Source organism: Marinobacter maroccanus (assembly GCF_002933275.1).
GTDB lineage: Bacteria > Pseudomonadota > Gammaproteobacteria > Pseudomonadales > Oleiphilaceae > Marinobacter > Marinobacter maroccanus.
Window position 1 is genome coordinate 83,829 of sequence record NZ_PSSX01000009.1, and the last position, 17,116, is coordinate 100,944.

At 58.8% G+C, this 17,116-nt stretch carries 17 protein-coding genes; 5 read left to right on the top strand and 12 right to left on the bottom strand.

Features of this window, described 5'->3' with window-relative positions; genetic code table 11:
- Positions 1-3 precede the first annotated feature (3 nt).
- Together KEHDKFFH_RS11635 and rpoE are read right to left on the bottom strand one after the other, a co-directional pair.
- Positions 4-564: a sigma-E factor negative regulatory protein gene (locus tag KEHDKFFH_RS11635; RefSeq protein WP_104322078.1), complete on the bottom strand. Its 561-nt coding sequence runs from the start codon at positions 562-564 to the stop codon at positions 4-6.
- Between the two features lie 15 nt (positions 565-579).
- Positions 580-1,266 carry an RNA polymerase sigma factor RpoE gene (gene rpoE, locus KEHDKFFH_RS11640; RefSeq protein WP_277872179.1) on the bottom strand — a complete coding sequence of 229 codons (687 nt, stop codon included), beginning with the start codon at positions 1,264-1,266 and terminating at the stop codon, positions 580-582.
- A gap of 134 nt (positions 1,267-1,400) precedes the next feature.
- On the opposite strand from rpoE, the gene nadB reads away from it, so the two are divergent.
- From nadB to KEHDKFFH_RS11665, 5 genes are all read left to right on the top strand, one after another.
- Entirely contained in the window at positions 1,401-3,005 is a 1,605-nt protein-coding gene (gene nadB / locus KEHDKFFH_RS11645; RefSeq protein WP_192875781.1) for an L-aspartate oxidase, read from the top strand.
- Between the two features lie 40 nt (positions 3,006-3,045).
- Complete coding sequence (locus KEHDKFFH_RS11650; protein WP_104322080.1) at positions 3,046-3,318, top strand: FAD assembly factor SdhE; 273 nt, start codon at positions 3,046-3,048, stop codon at positions 3,316-3,318.
- Positions 3,302-3,766, top strand: a complete 465-nt coding sequence (locus KEHDKFFH_RS11655) for a hypothetical protein (RefSeq protein WP_104322081.1) — start codon at positions 3,302-3,304, stop codon at positions 3,764-3,766. The genes KEHDKFFH_RS11650 and KEHDKFFH_RS11655 overlap by 17 nt, the downstream gene beginning before the upstream one ends.
- 21 nt (positions 3,767-3,787) lie before the next feature.
- Complete coding sequence (gene ygfZ, locus KEHDKFFH_RS11660) at positions 3,788-4,783, top strand: CAF17-like 4Fe-4S cluster assembly/insertion protein YgfZ (protein ID WP_104322082.1); 996 nt, start codon at positions 3,788-3,790, stop codon at positions 4,781-4,783.
- 125 nt (positions 4,784-4,908) lie between these two features.
- Positions 4,909-5,742, top strand: coding sequence for an HDOD domain-containing protein (locus KEHDKFFH_RS11665; RefSeq protein ID WP_104322083.1), 834 nt, complete (start codon positions 4,909-4,911; stop codon positions 5,740-5,742).
- 165 nt (positions 5,743-5,907) lie between these two features.
- On the opposite strand, the gene ung is transcribed toward KEHDKFFH_RS11665, so the two are convergent.
- The 10 genes from ung to trmD form a co-directional block, all read right to left on the bottom strand.
- Complete coding sequence (ung, locus tag KEHDKFFH_RS11670) at positions 5,908-6,642, bottom strand: uracil-DNA glycosylase (RefSeq protein WP_104322084.1); 735 nt, start codon at positions 6,640-6,642, stop codon at positions 5,908-5,910.
- 3 nt (positions 6,643-6,645) lie between these two features.
- Positions 6,646-8,181, bottom strand: a complete 1,536-nt coding sequence (gene lysS, locus KEHDKFFH_RS11675) for a lysine--tRNA ligase (protein WP_104322085.1) — start codon at positions 8,179-8,181, stop codon at positions 6,646-6,648.
- A gap of 51 nt (positions 8,182-8,232) precedes the next feature.
- Positions 8,233-9,328 (bottom strand): peptide chain release factor 2 gene (gene prfB, locus KEHDKFFH_RS11680; RefSeq protein WP_104322086.1). Its coding sequence is split into 2 segments (ribosomal slippage): positions 8,233-9,255 and positions 9,257-9,328, totalling 1,095 coding nucleotides; the frame shifts between segments, so codons are not numbered across the junction.
- A 170-nt stretch (positions 9,329-9,498) separates the two neighbouring features.
- On the bottom strand, positions 9,499-11,235 hold the full coding sequence (gene recJ, locus KEHDKFFH_RS11685; RefSeq protein ID WP_104322087.1) for a single-stranded-DNA-specific exonuclease RecJ: 1,737 nt from the start codon (positions 11,233-11,235) through the stop codon (positions 9,499-9,501).
- Between the two features lie 6 nt (positions 11,236-11,241).
- On the bottom strand, positions 11,242-12,642 hold the full coding sequence (thrC, locus tag KEHDKFFH_RS11690) for a threonine synthase (protein WP_104322088.1): 1,401 nt from the start codon (positions 12,640-12,642) through the stop codon (positions 11,242-11,244).
- Positions 12,643-12,653: 11 nt separating this feature from the next.
- Entirely contained in the window at positions 12,654-13,955 is a 1,302-nt protein-coding gene (locus tag KEHDKFFH_RS11695) for a homoserine dehydrogenase (protein WP_104322089.1), read from the bottom strand.
- A 145-nt stretch (positions 13,956-14,100) separates the two neighbouring features.
- A complete protein-coding gene (locus KEHDKFFH_RS11700) occupies positions 14,101-14,826 on the bottom strand; it encodes a DsbC family protein (RefSeq protein WP_422385693.1) in 726 nt (241 codons plus the stop codon).
- A gap of 135 nt (positions 14,827-14,961) precedes the next feature.
- Entirely contained in the window at positions 14,962-15,864 is a 903-nt protein-coding gene (xerD, locus tag KEHDKFFH_RS11705) for a site-specific tyrosine recombinase XerD (protein ID WP_104322091.1), read from the bottom strand.
- A 109-nt stretch (positions 15,865-15,973) separates the two neighbouring features.
- Positions 15,974-16,330, bottom strand: coding sequence for a 50S ribosomal protein L19 (gene rplS, locus KEHDKFFH_RS11710; protein WP_048495327.1), 357 nt, complete (start codon positions 16,328-16,330; stop codon positions 15,974-15,976).
- A 37-nt stretch (positions 16,331-16,367) separates the two neighbouring features.
- On the bottom strand, positions 16,368-17,114 hold the full coding sequence (trmD, locus tag KEHDKFFH_RS11715; protein WP_104322092.1) for a tRNA (guanosine(37)-N1)-methyltransferase TrmD: 747 nt from the start codon (positions 17,112-17,114) through the stop codon (positions 16,368-16,370).
- Positions 17,115-17,116: the final 2 nt, after the last annotated feature.

The following is a 17,116-nucleotide window of genomic DNA, read 5'->3' on the forward strand; positions in this document are numbered from 1 at the left end:
AGTTCAGTAGCCGGCACCGTTGGCGCTGACCAGCCGGGCGTAGCCGACCGCACCCCGCCCGGCACCAACGCTGTTGTGCTGTGCGTGTTCCAGCAGGTAGCGACTCATGTATTCCCACTGTTCCTCATCCAGCCCCTGCAAGGCGATCTCCCTGACCGGCTGGTCCTGAACAGTCGTTTCCGGTGCGGCTGCTGTTACGGGTTGAACCGGACCGGCTCCGGACGAATCCCAGCCGGCGCCAGCCCCAAATCCAACCAGCAGCGCCATGGCCACCATGGCGGCCGCCGGCCAGTGCCATCGGCCCGCCTTACTGTCCTGAACAACGGGCTCTGGCCGGGCCATCCCGGAGCCACGGCCGTCAAGCAATTCACGGACGGCAACACTGACATCCATACCATGGGCCGGGGAGTGGCCATCATGCATAAGGTCCCGCACGTCCTGCCAACGCTGCCACTGCGCCCGAACCTCGTCCTGGCTATCGTGTGAAAGCAGGCGACGTACCGAAAGCTCGTCGGCTTCGTCGTCCATCATGGCGGACAGTGTTTCTCTGAGACGATCATCCATGGGATGCAACCTCAATTACGTCACGGAGTGATTGAGTAAAGGTCCAAGATGCTTATCAACCGCATCCCGGGCCCTGAAAATTCGTGAACGGACGGTACCGATCGGGCACTCCAGAATGCCAGCGATATCCTCATAGCTCAGGCCATCGTACTCCCTGAGCAGAAAGGCAGAACGCAGCTCCTCGGGAAGCTGGGCAATAGCCCTGTTCAATTCTTTCTGGAGCTGTTCCCGTTGCAGAAGTCGTTCCGGCGATGCGGTATCCCGGAGTCGGGAGCCGTCATCAAAATTCTCCGCTTCGGCCGAGTCGGCACTGCCCTGCGGGCGACGACCCCGGGACTCCAGATAGTTCTTCGCGGTGTTCACGGCAATCCGGTACAGCCACGTGTAGAAGGCACTGTCTCCGCGGAAACGCTCGATCGCCCTGTATGCCTTGACAAAGGTTTCCTGGGTCAAATCCATGACTTCCTGGCTGTCGTAGACGTACCGACTGATGATAGACGCAACCCTGGACTGGTACTTGACCACCAGTAGATCAAAGGCGGCACGATCACCATTGCGGACCTTGCGGACCAACTGCAGGTCCGTCTGGCTATCCGGGTGGTCGCCTTGACGTTTCTCTGTATCAGGAGTCATGGACTGGTTGCCGGGGTTCCCTGATTTGATGGCCAGCTGTCCGGCCTGTACCAAGTTGCGCTGCGTCATTGATGCTATCCGGCGTCCGTTAATGAAACGGGCTCGGCCACCTGTCAGGCGGCTCACCCTGTCAGGCCAAATAGACAGCAAGCGTAAAGTTTAGTTCAATACACGTCCACATTATGGCCTGCGATAACGACCCGATGCCACAGTCCTTCGAATATGATGTTCTCATTATCGGCAGCGGAGCTGCCGGCCTCACCGTCGCCCTCAATCTGCCAGGGCATCTGAAGGTCTGCGTGGTGAGCAAGGCGCAGATCAGCAGCGGCGCAACCCTCTGGGCGCAAGGAGGGATCGCTGCGGTTCTGGATGATCAGGATTCCACCGAAAACCACATTACTGACACCCTGAACGCTGGCGCGGGCCTGTGCCATGAGGACGCCGTGCGTTTCACGGTGGAGCACGGCAAGGAGAGCATCGACTGGCTGATCGATTCCGGTGTCGATTTTACCCGGGATCAGGATGCCCACTACCACCTGACTCGGGAGGGCGGTCACAGCCACCGGCGCATTATTCACGCAGCCGATGCCACCGGCCACGCAGTTTCAACCACGCTGACCTCCCAGGCAGAGGCACGACCCAACATCGAACTTATGTCCGGTCGTGTGGCGGTGGACCTGATCACCAATCGCAAACTGTCCCTGCCGGGCAACCGATGTGTCGGTGCCTACATCCTGAACCTTGAGGACAACCACGTAGAGCTGTTCCGGGCAAGATTCACAGTCATTGCCACCGGTGGCGCTTCCAAGGCATACCGCTACACGACCAACCCTGACGGCGCTTCCGGAGACGGAATCGCCATGGCCTGGCGTGCCGGTTGCAGGGTAGCGAACATGGAATTCAACCAGTTCCACCCCACCTGCCTTTACCATCCCCACGCCAAATCCTTCCTGATCACGGAAGCCGTGCGCGGGGAGGGGGGTCTTCTGAAATTGCCTGATGGGTCGCGGTTCATGGACCGCTTTGACGAACGCGGTGAACTGGCACCGCGGGATATCGTCGCCCGCGCCATTGATCATGAGATGAAGCGGTTGGGTGCTGATCATCTGTATCTGGACATCAGCCACAAGCCCGCCGACTTTATCAAGCACCACTTCCCCACTATCTACGAGAAGTGCCTTGGCTTTGGCATTGATATCACCCGCGAGCCCATTCCCGTGGTGCCCGCTGCCCACTATACCTGTGGCGGCATCATGAGTGACGAGCGGGCCAGAACCGATGTCAACCAGCTCTATGTGGTGGGCGAAGCCGCCTTCACCGGACTTCATGGCGCCAACCGCATGGCCAGCAACTCCCTGCTGGAGTGCCTGGTGTACGGGCGTGCCGCCGCCGCGGATATCACCCGCCGGGAAGCCGACATTCCGCCACCGCCGGAAGCCCCGGACTGGGACGAGAGCCAGGTCCGAGATTCTGATGAAGACGTTGTTATCTCCCACAACTGGGACGAGCTGCGACATTTCATGTGGGACTACGTGGGCATTGTGCGGACCACCAAGCGCCTCCAGCGGGCCAAGCACAGGGTGGACCTGCTGTCCGCCGAGATCGGAGAGTTCTACAGCAATTACCGTGTGACCAACGACCTGCTGGAACTTCGTAACCTGGTCACCGTGTCAGACCTGATCATCTGCTCGGCACTGCAGCGCAGGGAAAGTCGCGGACTGCACTACACGCTGGATTATCCGGGACTGCTCAATGAGGTCCGTGATACCGTACTGGTTCCCACGACCTACCGAACGCTTGCGCCCTGAGCGAACGCTGACTGTTACACACGATTCAATGGAAAACACTATGTCAGAGACACCTGCATCTTCCGAAAAAGCAGAATTCAACCGCCTGTGGTGGCACAGCCGTCGCGGCATGCTGGAGCTGGACAACCTCCTGATTCCATTCATGGAAGAGGCCTACCGCGATCTCGACGCCGAAGACCAGGCCCGCTACAAGAAGCTGCTCACCTGCGAGGACAATGACATGTTCGAGTGGTTCATGCAGCGCAGCCGCCCGGCAGATCCGGACCTTCAACGCATGGTCGACATCATCCTCAAACGTGTCCAGCCGGATTGAGCTGACGCTCACCCCCTCATTGCCGGTTGGCGTTCTCGCAGTGCTGCCCTGGTTGCTGCTAATGGCCTTCCTGCTGATCGCGGCGCTGGCCGGCAAAATCTGGCTTCTTGCCGCAGCGCCGATTGCCCTGGGCGGCGCCACCTTGCAGTATCGGTCCAACGGATTACTGCTGGGCGGCAGTTCTGTGCACGGCCTGCTGATTGAACACGGAAAGATGTACGCCAAAACCGGAGACAACCGGCAGGTTCAGGTGCTTCCGCTGGCGTCCAGTCGGATCTGGTCCGGCCTGGCACTCTTGAAACTGCGACCGACCGGCACCAGATTTCAGTCTTACACCATGATTCTACTGGCGCCGTCACCCGGCAAACCGGGTAACGTTGCGGCAGACGATTTCCGTCGCCTGAGGGTATGGCTCAGACTGGGCCGGTCCGGGCGATCATCCACCTGATTCACCGATCTGGAGCACGCCATGACCGACACAGACTCTCCTGTATCAGCCGTTGCCGACTATCCGCTGCCCGACAGCGGCTGGGCGGTCCTCGACGACCGGGTGGTTGTGCGCATCAGCGGCCCCGGCACCAACAAGTTTCTTCAGGGCCAGTTCAGCCAGAACCTGGACGAGGTAACTCCGGATCGCTCACCACGAGCGGCCGCGGCAACACCCAAGGGGCGTGCCTACTGTCTTACCCGCATGGTCCGGGCAGGTGAAGATATCCTGATGGACTTTCCCGCCGAGCTCGCCGATGACATCATCAGCCACTTGCGCAAATACCTGATGCTGTTTCGCGGGACCACTATGGAGCTGGTCCAGGAAACCAGGATTGTCGGGATACTGGGCAACGAGCTGGCCGAAAAGCTCGCCGAAAATGCACTGGACAGCCTGAAGGAACCGGGCGACTCTTGCGCACTTCGTGACGGCATCCTCGTGAAAACGCAACCGACAGCCGAGGGCACGACCCGCTTCGAGTTCTGGCAAACTCAAGACAGCGAAGTAGCATTTCCGGCCAGCCCCCGTATGTCGTTGGCAGACTGGCAGGCATCCGAGATTGCTGCGGGTGTGGCCTCTCTCACCGCCGCCACACAGGAGTCTTTCGTGCCACAGATGCTGAACTGGCAGCATGTGGACGGCGTGCATTTCAAGAAAGGCTGCTATACCGGTCAGGAAGTGATTGCCCGGATGCATTTTCTCGGACAACTGAAGAAGAGCCTGTTCCGCTTCCGGATTGAACAGGGCGAAGATCTGCCCGCCCCCGGAAGCGCCCTGGTTGCTGGCGAACGGTCAGTGGGAGAGGTTGTGAACTCGGTAAAATACCGGGACGGTAGCGTAGAGCTGCTCGCTGTTGTGCGCCACGATGCAGCCGAAAAAGCCCTGCATCCGGATGGCCTGCCGGAGGCGGTGCTGATGCCAATGCCACTGCCCTACTCGGTACCCGAACGGGAAAAAAGCGCACAATCAGATACATAAGTTGACAGGCAAACGCGCCAGAATTTGCTATTTTGCTATGCAGTAGCTCACATATTTGATTGTTCGGACACTGGCTCAGGCATTCTGGCCATTTTTCGAATTCTTTAAGCGGACCTTTACTGACCATGTCGAATATTGTTGAAACCATCAAAGCCGATCTCAATGCAGCCATCGAAAATGACAAGCTGGTGCTCCCCACCCTTCCGGAGGTGGCCCTTCAGGTCAGAGACATTGCGCAATCCGAGGATTCTTCAATAGCGGACCTGGTAAAGGTCATCAGCAATGACACAGCCCTGTCGGCACGTATCATCCGGGTGACCAACAGCCCGCTGTTCCGCGGCAGCCGGGCCATTGAGAACCTGAACATGGCGGTAAGCCGACTGGGCATGGCCTACACCAGCAACCTGGCCATGGGCCTGGCGATGGAGCAGATGTTCCAGGCCACCTCCGACATGATTGACAAGCGCATGCGTGCCACCTGGCAGACCAGTACCGAAGTGGCCGGTGTATGCCACGTTCTGGCGCAACACTACACTAAACTCAAGCCGGACCAGGCCACGCTCGCAGGTCTGGTGCATCTGATCGGTGTGCTGCCGATCCTGCGCTATGTTGAAGACCAGGATATCCAGATCAGCAGTATCATGCTGGACAATGTGGTTGATGAGCTGCATCCGAAGATCGGGGCGACCATCCTCAAGAAGTGGGATTTCCCGAAGGAGCTTCAGAATGTTCCCCTGGAATACGCCAACTTCAACCGCGAGGTGCCGTCGCCCGATTATGCGGATTTGGTGATGGTTGCCAATCTGCAGTTGGTTGCGGGTTCGGAGCATCCGTGGACGGAGATGGACTGGACGAAGATTTCGGCCTTTGATCGTCTTGGGTTGGATCCGAATGTCGACATGAGCGAGGAAGAGGATCTGAACGCCCAGATGGAAGCGGCTATGGCGCTGCTTCAGTAATACCTGCCGTAGTCCCTTGGCCCCTTCGCTTTTGGGGGCTGGCGCGGGGGTGGCAGTTTTTCCCTCGGGAAAAGAACTCGCTTCGCTCAGACAGCTTTTCCTGTCGGGAAAAACTGCCACCCCCACACCGATCAAAAATTGGAAGGGCGCTCCTGACCTGTCCTTTCAGCTCTTCTTGTATCTCTCGATCAACTCAGATTTGCTTGGCAGCGCCCAGTTAACCGTGGGCTTTCCCTGCTGAGCCAACCAGTTGTTCGCCTTCGAGAAGTGCTTACAACCGAAGAAGCCCCGGTAAGCGCTCAGTGGCGAGGGATGGGGGCCGTCGAGGACCAGGTGTTTACTGCGGTCGATGTGCTGGCCTTTCTTTTTGGCGTAGCTGCCCCAGAGCAGGAATACCACGCCTTCCCGTTCGCGGTTGATGGTTTCGATGACTTTGTCGGTGAAGGTTTCCCAGCCTTTGCCCTGGTGGGCGCCGGCTTGGCCCTGGACGACGGTCAGAACGCTGTTGAGAAGCAACACGCCCTGCTCTGCCCAGGGTTGCAGGCAGCCGTGGTCCGGCGGAGCGATGCCCAGGTCGTCCTGGATTTCTTTGAAGATGTTTACCAGCGAGGGCGGAATGGCCACGTTCGGGCGCACGGAGAAGCACAGGCCGTGGGCCTGGCCGGGGCCGTGGTAGGGGTCTTGGCCGAGAATGACCACTCTTACGTTATCCAGCGGCGTGCTGTTCAGGGCGTTGAAGCAGTGTTGGCTGGCGGGGAACAGGGCTTTGCCTGCCTGTTCCTCGGCGGCGAGGAATTCCGCCAGGCCCTGCATGTAGGGCTGGCGGAATTCTTCCGAGAGATGCTCTTTCCAGCCCCGGTCGGGCCTGAGCTGGCTGGCCAGTACCTCAACCGGGCTCATGGATCAGTCCTCGTCTTTCCGGCTGTCGGCCTTGTGCTCGGGGCGCATGGCCGGGAACAGGATAACGTCGCGGATTGACGCCGAGTTGGTCAGCAGCATGGCCAGCCGGTCGATTCCGATACCTTCGCCGGCGGTGGGCGGCAGGCCGTATTCCAGGGCCATCACGTAGTCTTCATCGTAGAACATGGCTTCGTCGTCACCGGCATCTTTCTCGGCCACCTGGGCCTGGAAGCGCTCGGCCTGGTCTTCGGCGTCGTTCAGCTCCGAGAAGCCGTTGGCAATTTCGCGACCGCCCACGAAGAACTCGAAGCGTTCGGTGACGAACGGGTTGCTGTCTTTGCAGCGGGCCAGGGGCGACACTTCTTTCGGGTACTCGGTGATAAACGTCGGTTGCATCAGGCGATGCTCGGCGGTCGCCTCGAAGATCTCGATCTGGACTTTGCCCAGGCCCCAACCATCCTTGAGATGAATACCAAGGTTTTTCGCCACCTGGCGGGCACTGGCGTCGTCCGCCAGCTGTTCCGGTTTGATGTCCGGGTTGTAGCGCAGGATCGCGTCGACCACGGTCAGGCGCTCGAAGGTTTTGCCGAAATCGTACTCGATGGTTTCTTCGCTGCCATCCGCCAGGGTGCGGGTGTTCACAACCGTGGTCGTGCCCAGCACTTTCTGGGTGATGGTGCGGAGCATGTCCTCGGTCAGATCCATCAGGTCGTTGTAGTCCGCGTAGGCCTGATAGAACTCAACCATGGTGAATTCCGGATTATGACGGGTGGAAAGGCCCTCATTTCGGAAGTTCCGGTTAATCTCGAATACCCGCTCAAAGCCGCCAACCACGAGGCGTTTCAGGAACAGTTCCGGCGCAATGCGCAGGTACATATCGATACCCAGGGCGTTGTGATGGGTCACGAATGGGCGCGCTGTGGCACCGCCCGGGATCACCTGTAGCATCGGGGTTTCCACTTCCATGAAGTCCCGGTCGGTGAAGTACTGACGCATGGCGCTGATGATCTTCGAGCGCGCATAGAACACCCGACGGCTGTCCTCGTTGACCATCAGGTCGACATAGCGATGGCGGTAACGGGCTTCCGTGTCGGTCAGGCCCTTGTGCTTTTCGGGAAGCGGGCGCAGGGACTTGGTGAGCAACACGTACTCATCCATGGTCACGTACAGGTCGCCCTTGCCCGACTTGGACAGTGTGCCGCGCACACCCACGATATCCCCCAGATCCCAGTGCTTGGTGTCTTTCTGGACATCCTTGGAGGCATAGATCTGGATCCGGCCGGTCATGTCCTGAACCACCTTGAATGCCTTGCGGTCGAGCATCATGCGGCCGGCAATGGCCACCTTGATACCGAGGGACTCCAGCTCTTCCTTGGATTTATCACCATATTTCGCCTGCAGTTCGGCGGCGGTGGCGTCACGACGGAAGTCGTTCGGGAAGGCATTGCCCTGGTCGCGCATCTCTGACAGTTTGGCGCGGCGCTCGGCAATCAGCTTGTTGTCCTCATGCTGTGCGGCATTCTGAGTTTGATCAGTCATTTTGGCTCACTAGGAATCGGGTTGTCCGGGTTAGCGTGGCAAAGGCGCTGGTTACAGCGCCATCTTCAGGCTGGCTTCGATGAACTTGTCAATGTCACCGTCCAGCACCGACTGGGTATTACTGGTTTCAACCTTGGTGCGCAGATCCTTGATACGGCTGTCATCCAGAACGTAGGAGCGGATCTGGCTGCCCCAGCCGATATCGGCCTTGGCGTCCTCGGCCTTCTGCTTCTCGGCATTACGCTCCTGCATCTCACGCTCAAACAGCTTCGCCTTGAGCTGTTTCATGGCCTGGTCCTTGTTCTGGTGCTGGCTTCGGCCAGCCTGACAGGCCACAACAATACCGGTGGGGTTGTGAGTCAGACGTACCGCCGACTCGGTCCGGTTAACGTGCTGACCACCGGCGCCGGAGGCACGATAGACATCCACCCGCAGATCCGCCGGATTGATTTCAATTTCGAAGCTGTCATCCACTTCCGGTGACACAAACACGGAAGAGAACGAAGTATGCCGGCGGTTGCCGGAATCGAAAGGCGATTTACGCACCAGCCGGTGCACGCCGGTTTCGGTGCGCAGCCAGCCATAGGCATAGTCGCCCTGGATGTGAATGGTGGCACTCTTGATGCCGGCCACTTCACCTTCCATCAGCTCGACAATCTCGGCCTTGAAGCCCCGACGCTCCGCCCAGCGCAGGTACATACGCAGGAGCATGTTGGCCCAGTCCTGGGCTTCGGTGCCACCGGAGCCGGCCTGGATGTCGAGGTAGGCGTTGTTGGAGTCCATTTCGCCGGAGAACATGCGGCGGAATTCGAGCTTCTCGAGCTCTTTATCAAGGCCCTCTAGATCTGATTCGATCTCTGCAACGGTGCCCTCATCCTCTTCTTCTGCGGCAATATCCAACAGGCCCTCGGCGTCTTCCAGCCCGGAGGTGAGGTTGTCGATGGTCTTGACGATCAGCTCAAGATCCGCACGCTCTTTGCCCAGAGCCTGAGCCCGCTCCGGGTCGTCCCAGACACTCGGCTGCTCCAGTTCGCGCTCAACTTCGGTCAGTCGCTCACTACGCTGATCGTAGTCAAAGATACCCCCTGAGCGCTTCAGTGCGCTCACGAAGCTCTTTAATCTTCGTCACAATGGGATTGATTTCCATGAAACCCTTACTCGCTCTAGAAAATGGAGAGTAAAAACAGAGGGCGGATTCTACCCGAAATTGCTTTTTAAATCAGCCGTGGTTTTCCGGCGATTGGGGGCATGCAGGAGGCAGGCCATAGGAGCTTGTAGGTCGGATTAGCGCAGCGTAATCCGACAACCAGGCCAAAATCAGGAACCAAGCGGCTCCAGATAATCCACCAGCAACTGCAGATTGGTCCGCCCCCGGAAGGTATTGGCATCCGGCTTGTAAACCACCCGGGCCCCGGTGCGGGTGTAGTCGGGCACTTCCGGGCCGGTATTGAATGCTATACCGTCGATAATTCCGCCGCCCTCAGCTGGTTGCAGTACCAGTTTCAGGTGGTTCTCCCCAACGATTCGCTGGCTGACCACCCGGAATTCGCCGTCGAACAGGGGTTCCGGGAAATGTTGCCCCCAGGGGCCGGCCCGCTTGAGCAATGCCGCGGTGTCCAGCGAAAGTTCGTTTGGCCCAAGAGGCCCGTCGGTGGTGATCGCGGCTTCCAGATCTTCCGCCGACAACGTGTCGCGAACGGCGTGATCGAAGGCTTCGGAGAAGGCATCCAGATCCGCTTTGGCGAGGGTCATGCCGGCAGCCATGGCGTGGCCACCAAACTTTTTCATCATGCCGGGGTGGCGGGAATCGACCACCGCGAGCACATCCCGGATGTGCAAGCCGGGAATGGAGCGAGCAGAGCCTTTGATGTCTTCGCCATTGTCGTCCGGAGCAAAGGCAATGGTTGGTCTGTGGGTCTGTTCTCGAATTCGGGCCGCGAGAATGCCGATGACCCCCTGATGCCAGTCAGGATCAAACAGGGCGAGGCCCCAGGGTAGCCCTTCAAGATCCAGAGACATGGAAGCCAGCAGATCCTGAGCCTGGGCTTTCATATCCTTCTCGATGGTCCGGCGCTCCCGATTGAAGGTGTCCAGCTCCCGGGCCAGTCGCCGGGCCTCGTCCGGGCTGTCTGCCAGCAGGCAGGCAATGCCGATACTCATGTCGTCAAGCCTGCCCGCCGCATTCAGACGGGGCCCAACCACAAATCCAAGGTCCGTTGAGCTGATCGCAGTGTGGTCGCGGCCCGCAATTTCCAGCAGCGCTAAGATGCCCGGTCGGGCCTCGCCCTGACGTATCCGGCGCAGGCCCTGCTCCACGAAGATCCGGTTGTTGTGATCGAGGGGGACGACATCTGCGACCGTGCCCAGGGCCACCAGATCGAGCAGGCTTCCAAGATTGGGTTCCGGGTCAGGCAGGCGATTGGTTTCACGGAGCTGCTTGCGCAACGCGGTGAGCACGTAAAACATGACACCAACACCGGCGGCGTTCTTGCTCAGGAAAGGACAGCCCGGCTGGTTGGGGTTTACGATGGCATCGGCATCCGGGAGCTCTTCACCGGCCAGGTGGTGATCCGTCACCACCACTTTCACGCCAAGTTCTTTTGCCGCTCTGACACCCTCAACGGCGGATATACCGTTATCAACGGTAACCATCAGGTCTGGAAGCTGACCCTCATCACGCAAACGCTCAATTATCCCTGGCGTCAGGCCATAGCCATCGGCAAACCGGCTCGGGACGCGAAAATCGATGCTCTGCAGACCCAGCATTGAAAGGCCAAGCATCGCGACGGCCGTGCTGGTGGCGCCATCGGCGTCAAAATCTCCGAGCACAAGAACCCGCTGTTGCTGGTTGATAGCTTCGGCAAGAAGCTCAACAGCCCGGTCGATGCCCCGAAGTGACAATGGTGAAGCAAGGTGCTTGAGGGTGTAACTCAGTTGCTCATCAGAGGTTACGCCACGGGCGGCGTACAGGCGGCGAAGCAAGGGAGGCAGGTTTTGCCCCCAGTCCGGGAATGACTCGGGCTGGGGGCGACGCAGGATCTTTTTTGGTGTCATACCCGATCAGGCGTTTTTCCAGTGCTTGGCAATAAACTCCTGCACACCGGCAATGTTGTTATCCAGCACGGTGTAGCGCTCTTCCCGCTCGAACAGGTCGGCCATATGAGCCGGCAGAGGCGGCTTAACGCTCAGGCCGGACTCGGCTACAGCATCCGGGAACTTGGCCGGGTGTGCAGTACCCAGGGTGATCATCGGTACCGCGTGATCACGGCGACAGTTGCGCGCAGCACGAACCCCGATGGCAGTGTGAGGATCAAGCAGATACTCGTTCTGTTCGTATATCTCGCGAATGGTATCGCAGGTGGTCTTGTCATCCACCGCGTCGCTGTCGAACAGCTTGCGTGCGTGCTTCCAGCGATAGTCCTCAATGCTGACCGGGCCTTTGGCGGCATTTTCCAGCAGGTTTTTTACCGCCAGGCCGTCACGGCCATGCAGATCAAACAGCAGACGCTCGAAGTTGCTCGACACCATGATATCCATGCTCGGGGACAGGGTGTGCTCCAGCTGATGCTGCTCGTATTTATTGCCACTCATGAAACGATGCAGGATGTCGTTACGGTTGGTGGCAATGACCAGCTGGGAGATCGGCAGCCCCATCTTCTTGGCCAGGTAACCAGCGAAGATATCGCCGAAGTTCCCGGTGGGCACCGAAAACGCCATGCTGCGATCCGGACCGCCAAGGGCCAGAGAGGCGTGGAAGTAGTAAACAATCTGGGCCATGATCCGGGCCCAGTTGATGGAGTTCACGGCTGCCAGCTGGGTTTTGCCACCCAGGAACGACTGATTGCCGAAGCTCTCCTTCACCATGCGCTGGCAATCGTCGAAGTTGCCACGCACCGCAATGTTGTGGATGTTGTCACCCTGAACGGTGGTCATCTGGCGGCGCTGGACTTCGGACACACGCTGGTGCGGATGCAGGATGAAAATATCCACGTGCTCGCAACGACGGCAGCCTTCGATGGCGGCCGAGCCGGTATCACCGGAGGTCGCCCCCATGATAACCACGTGCTGCTTGCGCTTTTCCAGAACATAGTCCAGCAGGCGCCCCAACAGCTGCAGGGCGAAATCCTTGAACGCCAGGGTCGGGCCGCGGAACAGCTCCATGACCCATTCGTTGGTATCCAGCTGGACCAGCGGGGCCACGGCCTTGTGGGCGAAGACCGCATAGGTCTCGTCCAGCATCTTGCGAAAATCGTCTGCGGGAACGGCGTCATCCACGAAGGGATGCATGACCTTGAACGCCAGCTCACTATAGGAAAGCCCGCGCCAGCTTCGGATTTCTTCCAGACTGAAATGTGGCAGAGATTCGGGAACGTAGAGGCCGCCGTCTGTCGCCAGACCGGTCAGCAAAACATCCTCAAAGCCCAGTGCGGGCGCTTCACCCCGCGTACTGATGTATCTCACGTTCGTACCTGTCAGTTGAAGTTTTCAGCGCGGATGCGAACAACCTGGCCATCGGTATCGGACAGGGCTTCCAGCTCTTCAATCGCACGGTTGATCTGCCGTTCCTGAACGGTGTGGGTCAGGATGATCACCGGAATACGACCGTCTTTCAGCTCGGATTCCTTCTGCATGATCGACTCGATATTGATGCCATGCTCGCTCAGAATGGAGGCAATCTTTGCCAGCACGCCCGGACGATCCAGTGCAGTAATGCGCAGGTAGTAGGCAGACTGGATGTCTTCCATCGACAGCACATCGAGGTCTTCCATGGCATCCGGTGAGAAACCAAGATATGGCACACGGAGGCTGCTTTCTGTCGCCACGGCACGGGCAACATCAACGATATCCGCAATGACAGCCGACGCTGTTGCTTCATCCCCTGCGCCAGGACCGTAATACATAGTCTGACCAACGGCATCGCCATCCACCAGGACAGCGTTAAGGACGCCATCAACCTGGGCAATCAGATGGCTCTGGGGCACGAGGGTCGGGTGAACGCGAAGTTCAATGCCATCATCCCGACGACGGGCAATGCCGAGGTGCTTGATGCGATAGCCCAGTAGCTCAGCGTGAGCAATATCGTAAGGGGTAATCTTGGAAATGCCTTCGGTGAAGCCCTTTTCGAATTGCAGGGGCACACCAAATCCGGCGGATGCCAGAATGGTCAGTTTGTGGGCGGCATCAATGCCTTCCACATCAAAGGTCGGATCCGCTTCCGCGTAACCCAGGTCCTGGGCTTCCTTGAGAACTTCGGAAAATTCCCGACCGGCACGCATTTCGGTCAGAATGTAGTTCCCGGTACCGTTGATAATGCCGGCAATCCAGTCGATGCGGTTTGCCGCCATGCCTTCACGTACGGCCTTGATGACCGGGATACCACCGGCAACACCCGCCTCGTAGGCCACCACAACGCCAGCTTTCTCGGCCGCTTCGAAAATTTCGTTACCGTGGACAGCGATGAGGGCCTTGTTGGCAGTAACCACATGCTTGCCGTTACGGATAGCCGCGAGCACCAGCTCCCGCGCGGCGTCATAGCCACCAATGAGCTCCACCACGATATCGACGCCGGGATCGTTCACCACGTCATAAATGTCGGTGCTGAAGGGCACATCCCCGAGGTCCATATCCTCGCGGGCCCGTCGACTGGCAATCCGGGTAATCCGGATATTGCACCCGGCCCGGCCGGCAATCAGCCTGGCGTTGCGGGTCAAGACATTAAAGGTACCGCCGCCGACGGTTCCCAATCCGCAGATTCCGACACTGACGTCTTTCAAACTCTCACCTCTGATCCCGAAGGGGTGCTGATGAATTATGTTAGGCGGGCATAGTATACCGATTCAGGCCTCCCTGAATAAGCCCTGAATCGGATCCATCGTAAATACCGTAGAACGAAGCCCGGACGGCGTGTCCGGACGGCTATCAGAGCAGCCCGAGCCCCTCGGCCAGACGCTGCGCCGGGACATAGCCACGAACCATGTTGCCGTCTTCCAGCACAATGGCGGGCGTGCCGGTTACGCCAACCCGACCACCGAGCTCAAACTGCTCACGCACCGGGTTTTCACAGCTTGCGTCGGCGACCTTTCGGCCTGCCTTGGCTGCGTCCATGGCCGCCTGTTGATCGTCAGCGCACCAGACCGACTCGTATTTTCTGAAAGAAGCGGTATTGGGCCCGGACCGGGGGAATGCATAGTAATTGACGGTAATGCCATAGTCGTTGAGCTGCGGAACCTCGTCATGCAGCTTCCGGCAATAAGGACAGTCGATATCAGTGAACACACTCACGACCGCCTTTTCGTTTTCCGCAGGGAAGCTGATCACTCCATTGGCATCGAAATCCGCCATCATCTCGCGACGGGCCTCCGTGCGGACCGCTTCCGTGACATTGGCGATGCCCTGATCGGTAATCTTCAGAAGATCCCCCGTCATCAGATACTGGCCATCCTCGGTCGCGTAAATCGTGTCGCCATTATTGCTCTGGACTTCGTAGAGCCCCTTTGCCTCGGACTCCTTTACCGACATCACCTGAAGGCCCGGGACGGCCTCGGTCAGGCGCTCGGAAATCCGATCTTCGACTTCACCGGCACTGACATTCGCCATCATCAGTGAGCCGAAACCGAAGGCAAATGCCACAACCGCAGTTTTCATTTTCATTCTGACAAACAACCTTTTTCAGAGAGCAGTTAAAACACCCGGGCAGTATTGGCACAGGCCGGGAATCAATTCAATGCGACAAGTACATGAAAGGAAAGTTCACCTCCGCCAGCGCAAACAGCCGGTCCATCAACCCCTGGGATGATGTGCCTGATGTAGCGACTGGAGCCGCTGACGGGCCACATGGGTATAGATCTGGGTTGTTGACAGGTCCGAGTGACCCAGCAGCATCTGGACAACCCGCAGATCCGCGCCATGATTGAGCAGATGCGTTGCAAACGCGTGCCTGAGCGTGTGGGGTGACAGGTGTTTGCGAATACCAACTCGCACGGCGTAATGCTTGATGCGATGCCAGAACGTCTGGCGGGTCATCGCCGCCGCCCGATTGCCAGGGAAAAGCGCGTCGCAGGAGCGGCCTTTCAGAAGCTCCGGCCGGCCTTCCTTCATGTACTGCAACAGCCAATCCACCGCCTCCTCCCCCAGGGGCACGAGCCGTTCCTTGTCACCCTTACCAGTGATCCGAACTACGCCCTGGCGCAGATTTACCTGATCAACCCGCAGCTCTGTCAGCTCGGAAACCCTCAGGCCACAACCATAGAGTATCTCGAGCATGGCCTTGTCCCGAAGCTCAATGGCAACGGCTGGATCCGGCTCGGACAGCAGCGCATCCACCTCTTCTTCCGTCAGCGAATCCGGAAGACGCCGGGGCAACCTGGGGCTGTCGATCCGCAGGGTCGGGTCTTCAGCGATCAGCCCTTCGCGCAGCAGGAAGCGGTAAAAACGCCGAAGTCCGGACAGCCGCCTGGCCGCCGTGGAGCTCTTGACCCCTTCCGCCAGCCCCCGCGACATCCACGCCAGAAGATCGGTTCGGCGAACATCGGTCAATGCGGGTTTGCCAGGCTGATTCTCCAGCCATTCCGCCAATCGAGACAAATCACTCCGGTAGGCCTGCCGTGTCTTTTCGCCCAGCCCGTCTTCCAGCCAGATGGCATCAACAAACCGGACAATGACTGACTCATCTTCCGCTCTCATGGCAAACTCCCAGACTACGAACGTCTCACGACAAGCATACCGGAACCTCAGACACAAAAAAGGCAGCCAGGGGCTGCCTTTTTCTGCCTGCTGTTCAGCGCTTTGCTGATCAGCCCAGCTTTTCCTTGATACGAGCTGCCTTACCAGACAGGTCGCGCAGGTAGTAGAGCTTGGCCTGGCGAACATCGCCACGGCGCTTCACGCTGATGCTGTCGATCAGCTTGGAGAAGCTCTGGAAGGTACGCTCAACACCAACACCGTAGGAAATCTTACGTACGGTGAAAGAGGAGTTCATGCCACGGTTACGCTTGCCGATGACAACACCCTCGAACGCCTGAAGACGCTCACGGTTACCCTCGGTTACGCGAACCTGAACGACCACGGTATCGCCCGGCGCAAACGCAGGGATTTCCTTGGTCATCTGTTCTGCTTCAAGTTGACTGATGATGTTGTTCTTGCCGCTCATCGTAATGCTCCTGATACCCAATCTGTTAATGCCCTGATCATTCAGAGGCACCCGGTTCGTTCAAAATCTCTTCCAGCAGCTCACGCTCTTCGTCCGTAAACACCCGCTTTTCCAGCAGGTCGGGGCGTCGCTCCCGGGTTCGCCTCAGCGACTGCTTCAGCCGCCAACGCCGGATCTGATCATGGTGACCGCCCAATAAAACATCCGGCACCGCCTGACCTTCGTAAACCTCGGGCCGGGTGTAGTGCGGACAATCCAGCAAACCGTCGGCGAAAGAATCCTGCTCTGCCGACTGCGCATGACCCAGCGCTCCGGGGATGAGGCGTGTAACCGCATCGATAACAGCCATCGCTGCCAGTTCGCCACCGGAAAGCACGAAATCACCCAGTGACACTTCCCGATCGACTTCTGTCGCTATCAGGCGCTCATCAACACCCTCGTACCGGCCCGCTACCAGAATCAGCTGCCGCTCTGCCGCAAGCGACTCAACAACGGACTGAGTCAGCGTCTCGCCCTGAGGCGAGAGGTAAACCACACAGGGTTTTCCGGGTGCCGCTTCCCTTGCCGCATGGATTGCGTCCCGGAGAGGCTGAATTTTCATCAGCATACCCGGGCCACCGCCATATGGCCGGTCGTCTACCGTGCGATGCCGGTCGTGGGTAAACTCACGGGGATTCCAGCTCCGGAAAGTCAAAAGACCATCCCGGACTGCCCTTCCCGTAATCCCGTAGTCCGTTACCGCACTGAACATATCCGGGAACAGACTGACTGCGCCAATCCACACCC

What these genes read in the sequence shown, in the direction of transcription:
- KEHDKFFH_RS11635 (WP_104322078.1), bottom strand. Translation starts at nt 564, where the DNA reads ATGGATGATCGTCTCAGAGAAACACTGTCCGCCATGATGGACGACGAA.
- rpoE (WP_277872179.1), bottom strand. Translation starts at nt 1,266, where the DNA reads ATGACGCAGCGCAACTTGGTACAGGCCGGACAGCTGGCCATCAAATCA.
- nadB (WP_192875781.1), top strand. Translation starts at nt 1,401, where the DNA reads ATGCCACAGTCCTTCGAATATGATGTTCTCATTATCGGCAGCGGAGCT.
- KEHDKFFH_RS11650 (WP_104322080.1), top strand. Translation starts at nt 3,046, where the DNA reads ATGTCAGAGACACCTGCATCTTCCGAAAAAGCAGAATTCAACCGCCTG.
- ygfZ (WP_104322082.1), top strand. Translation starts at nt 3,788, where the DNA reads ATGACCGACACAGACTCTCCTGTATCAGCCGTTGCCGACTATCCGCTG.
- KEHDKFFH_RS11665 (WP_104322083.1), top strand. Translation starts at nt 4,909, where the DNA reads ATGTCGAATATTGTTGAAACCATCAAAGCCGATCTCAATGCAGCCATC.
- ung (WP_104322084.1), bottom strand. Translation starts at nt 6,642, where the DNA reads ATGAGCCCGGTTGAGGTACTGGCCAGCCAGCTCAGGCCCGACCGGGGC.
- lysS (WP_104322085.1), bottom strand. Translation starts at nt 8,181, where the DNA reads ATGACTGATCAAACTCAGAATGCCGCACAGCATGAGGACAACAAGCTG.
- recJ (WP_104322087.1), bottom strand. Translation starts at nt 11,235, where the DNA reads ATGACACCAAAAAAGATCCTGCGTCGCCCCCAGCCCGAGTCATTCCCG.
- KEHDKFFH_RS11700 (WP_422385693.1), bottom strand. Translation starts at nt 14,826, where the DNA reads ATGAAAACTGCGGTTGTGGCATTTGCCTTCGGTTTCGGCTCACTGATG.
- xerD (WP_104322091.1), bottom strand. Translation starts at nt 15,864, where the DNA reads ATGAGAGCGGAAGATGAGTCAGTCATTGTCCGGTTTGTTGATGCCATC.
- rplS (WP_048495327.1), bottom strand. Translation starts at nt 16,330, where the DNA reads ATGAGCGGCAAGAACAACATCATCAGTCAACTTGAAGCAGAACAGATG.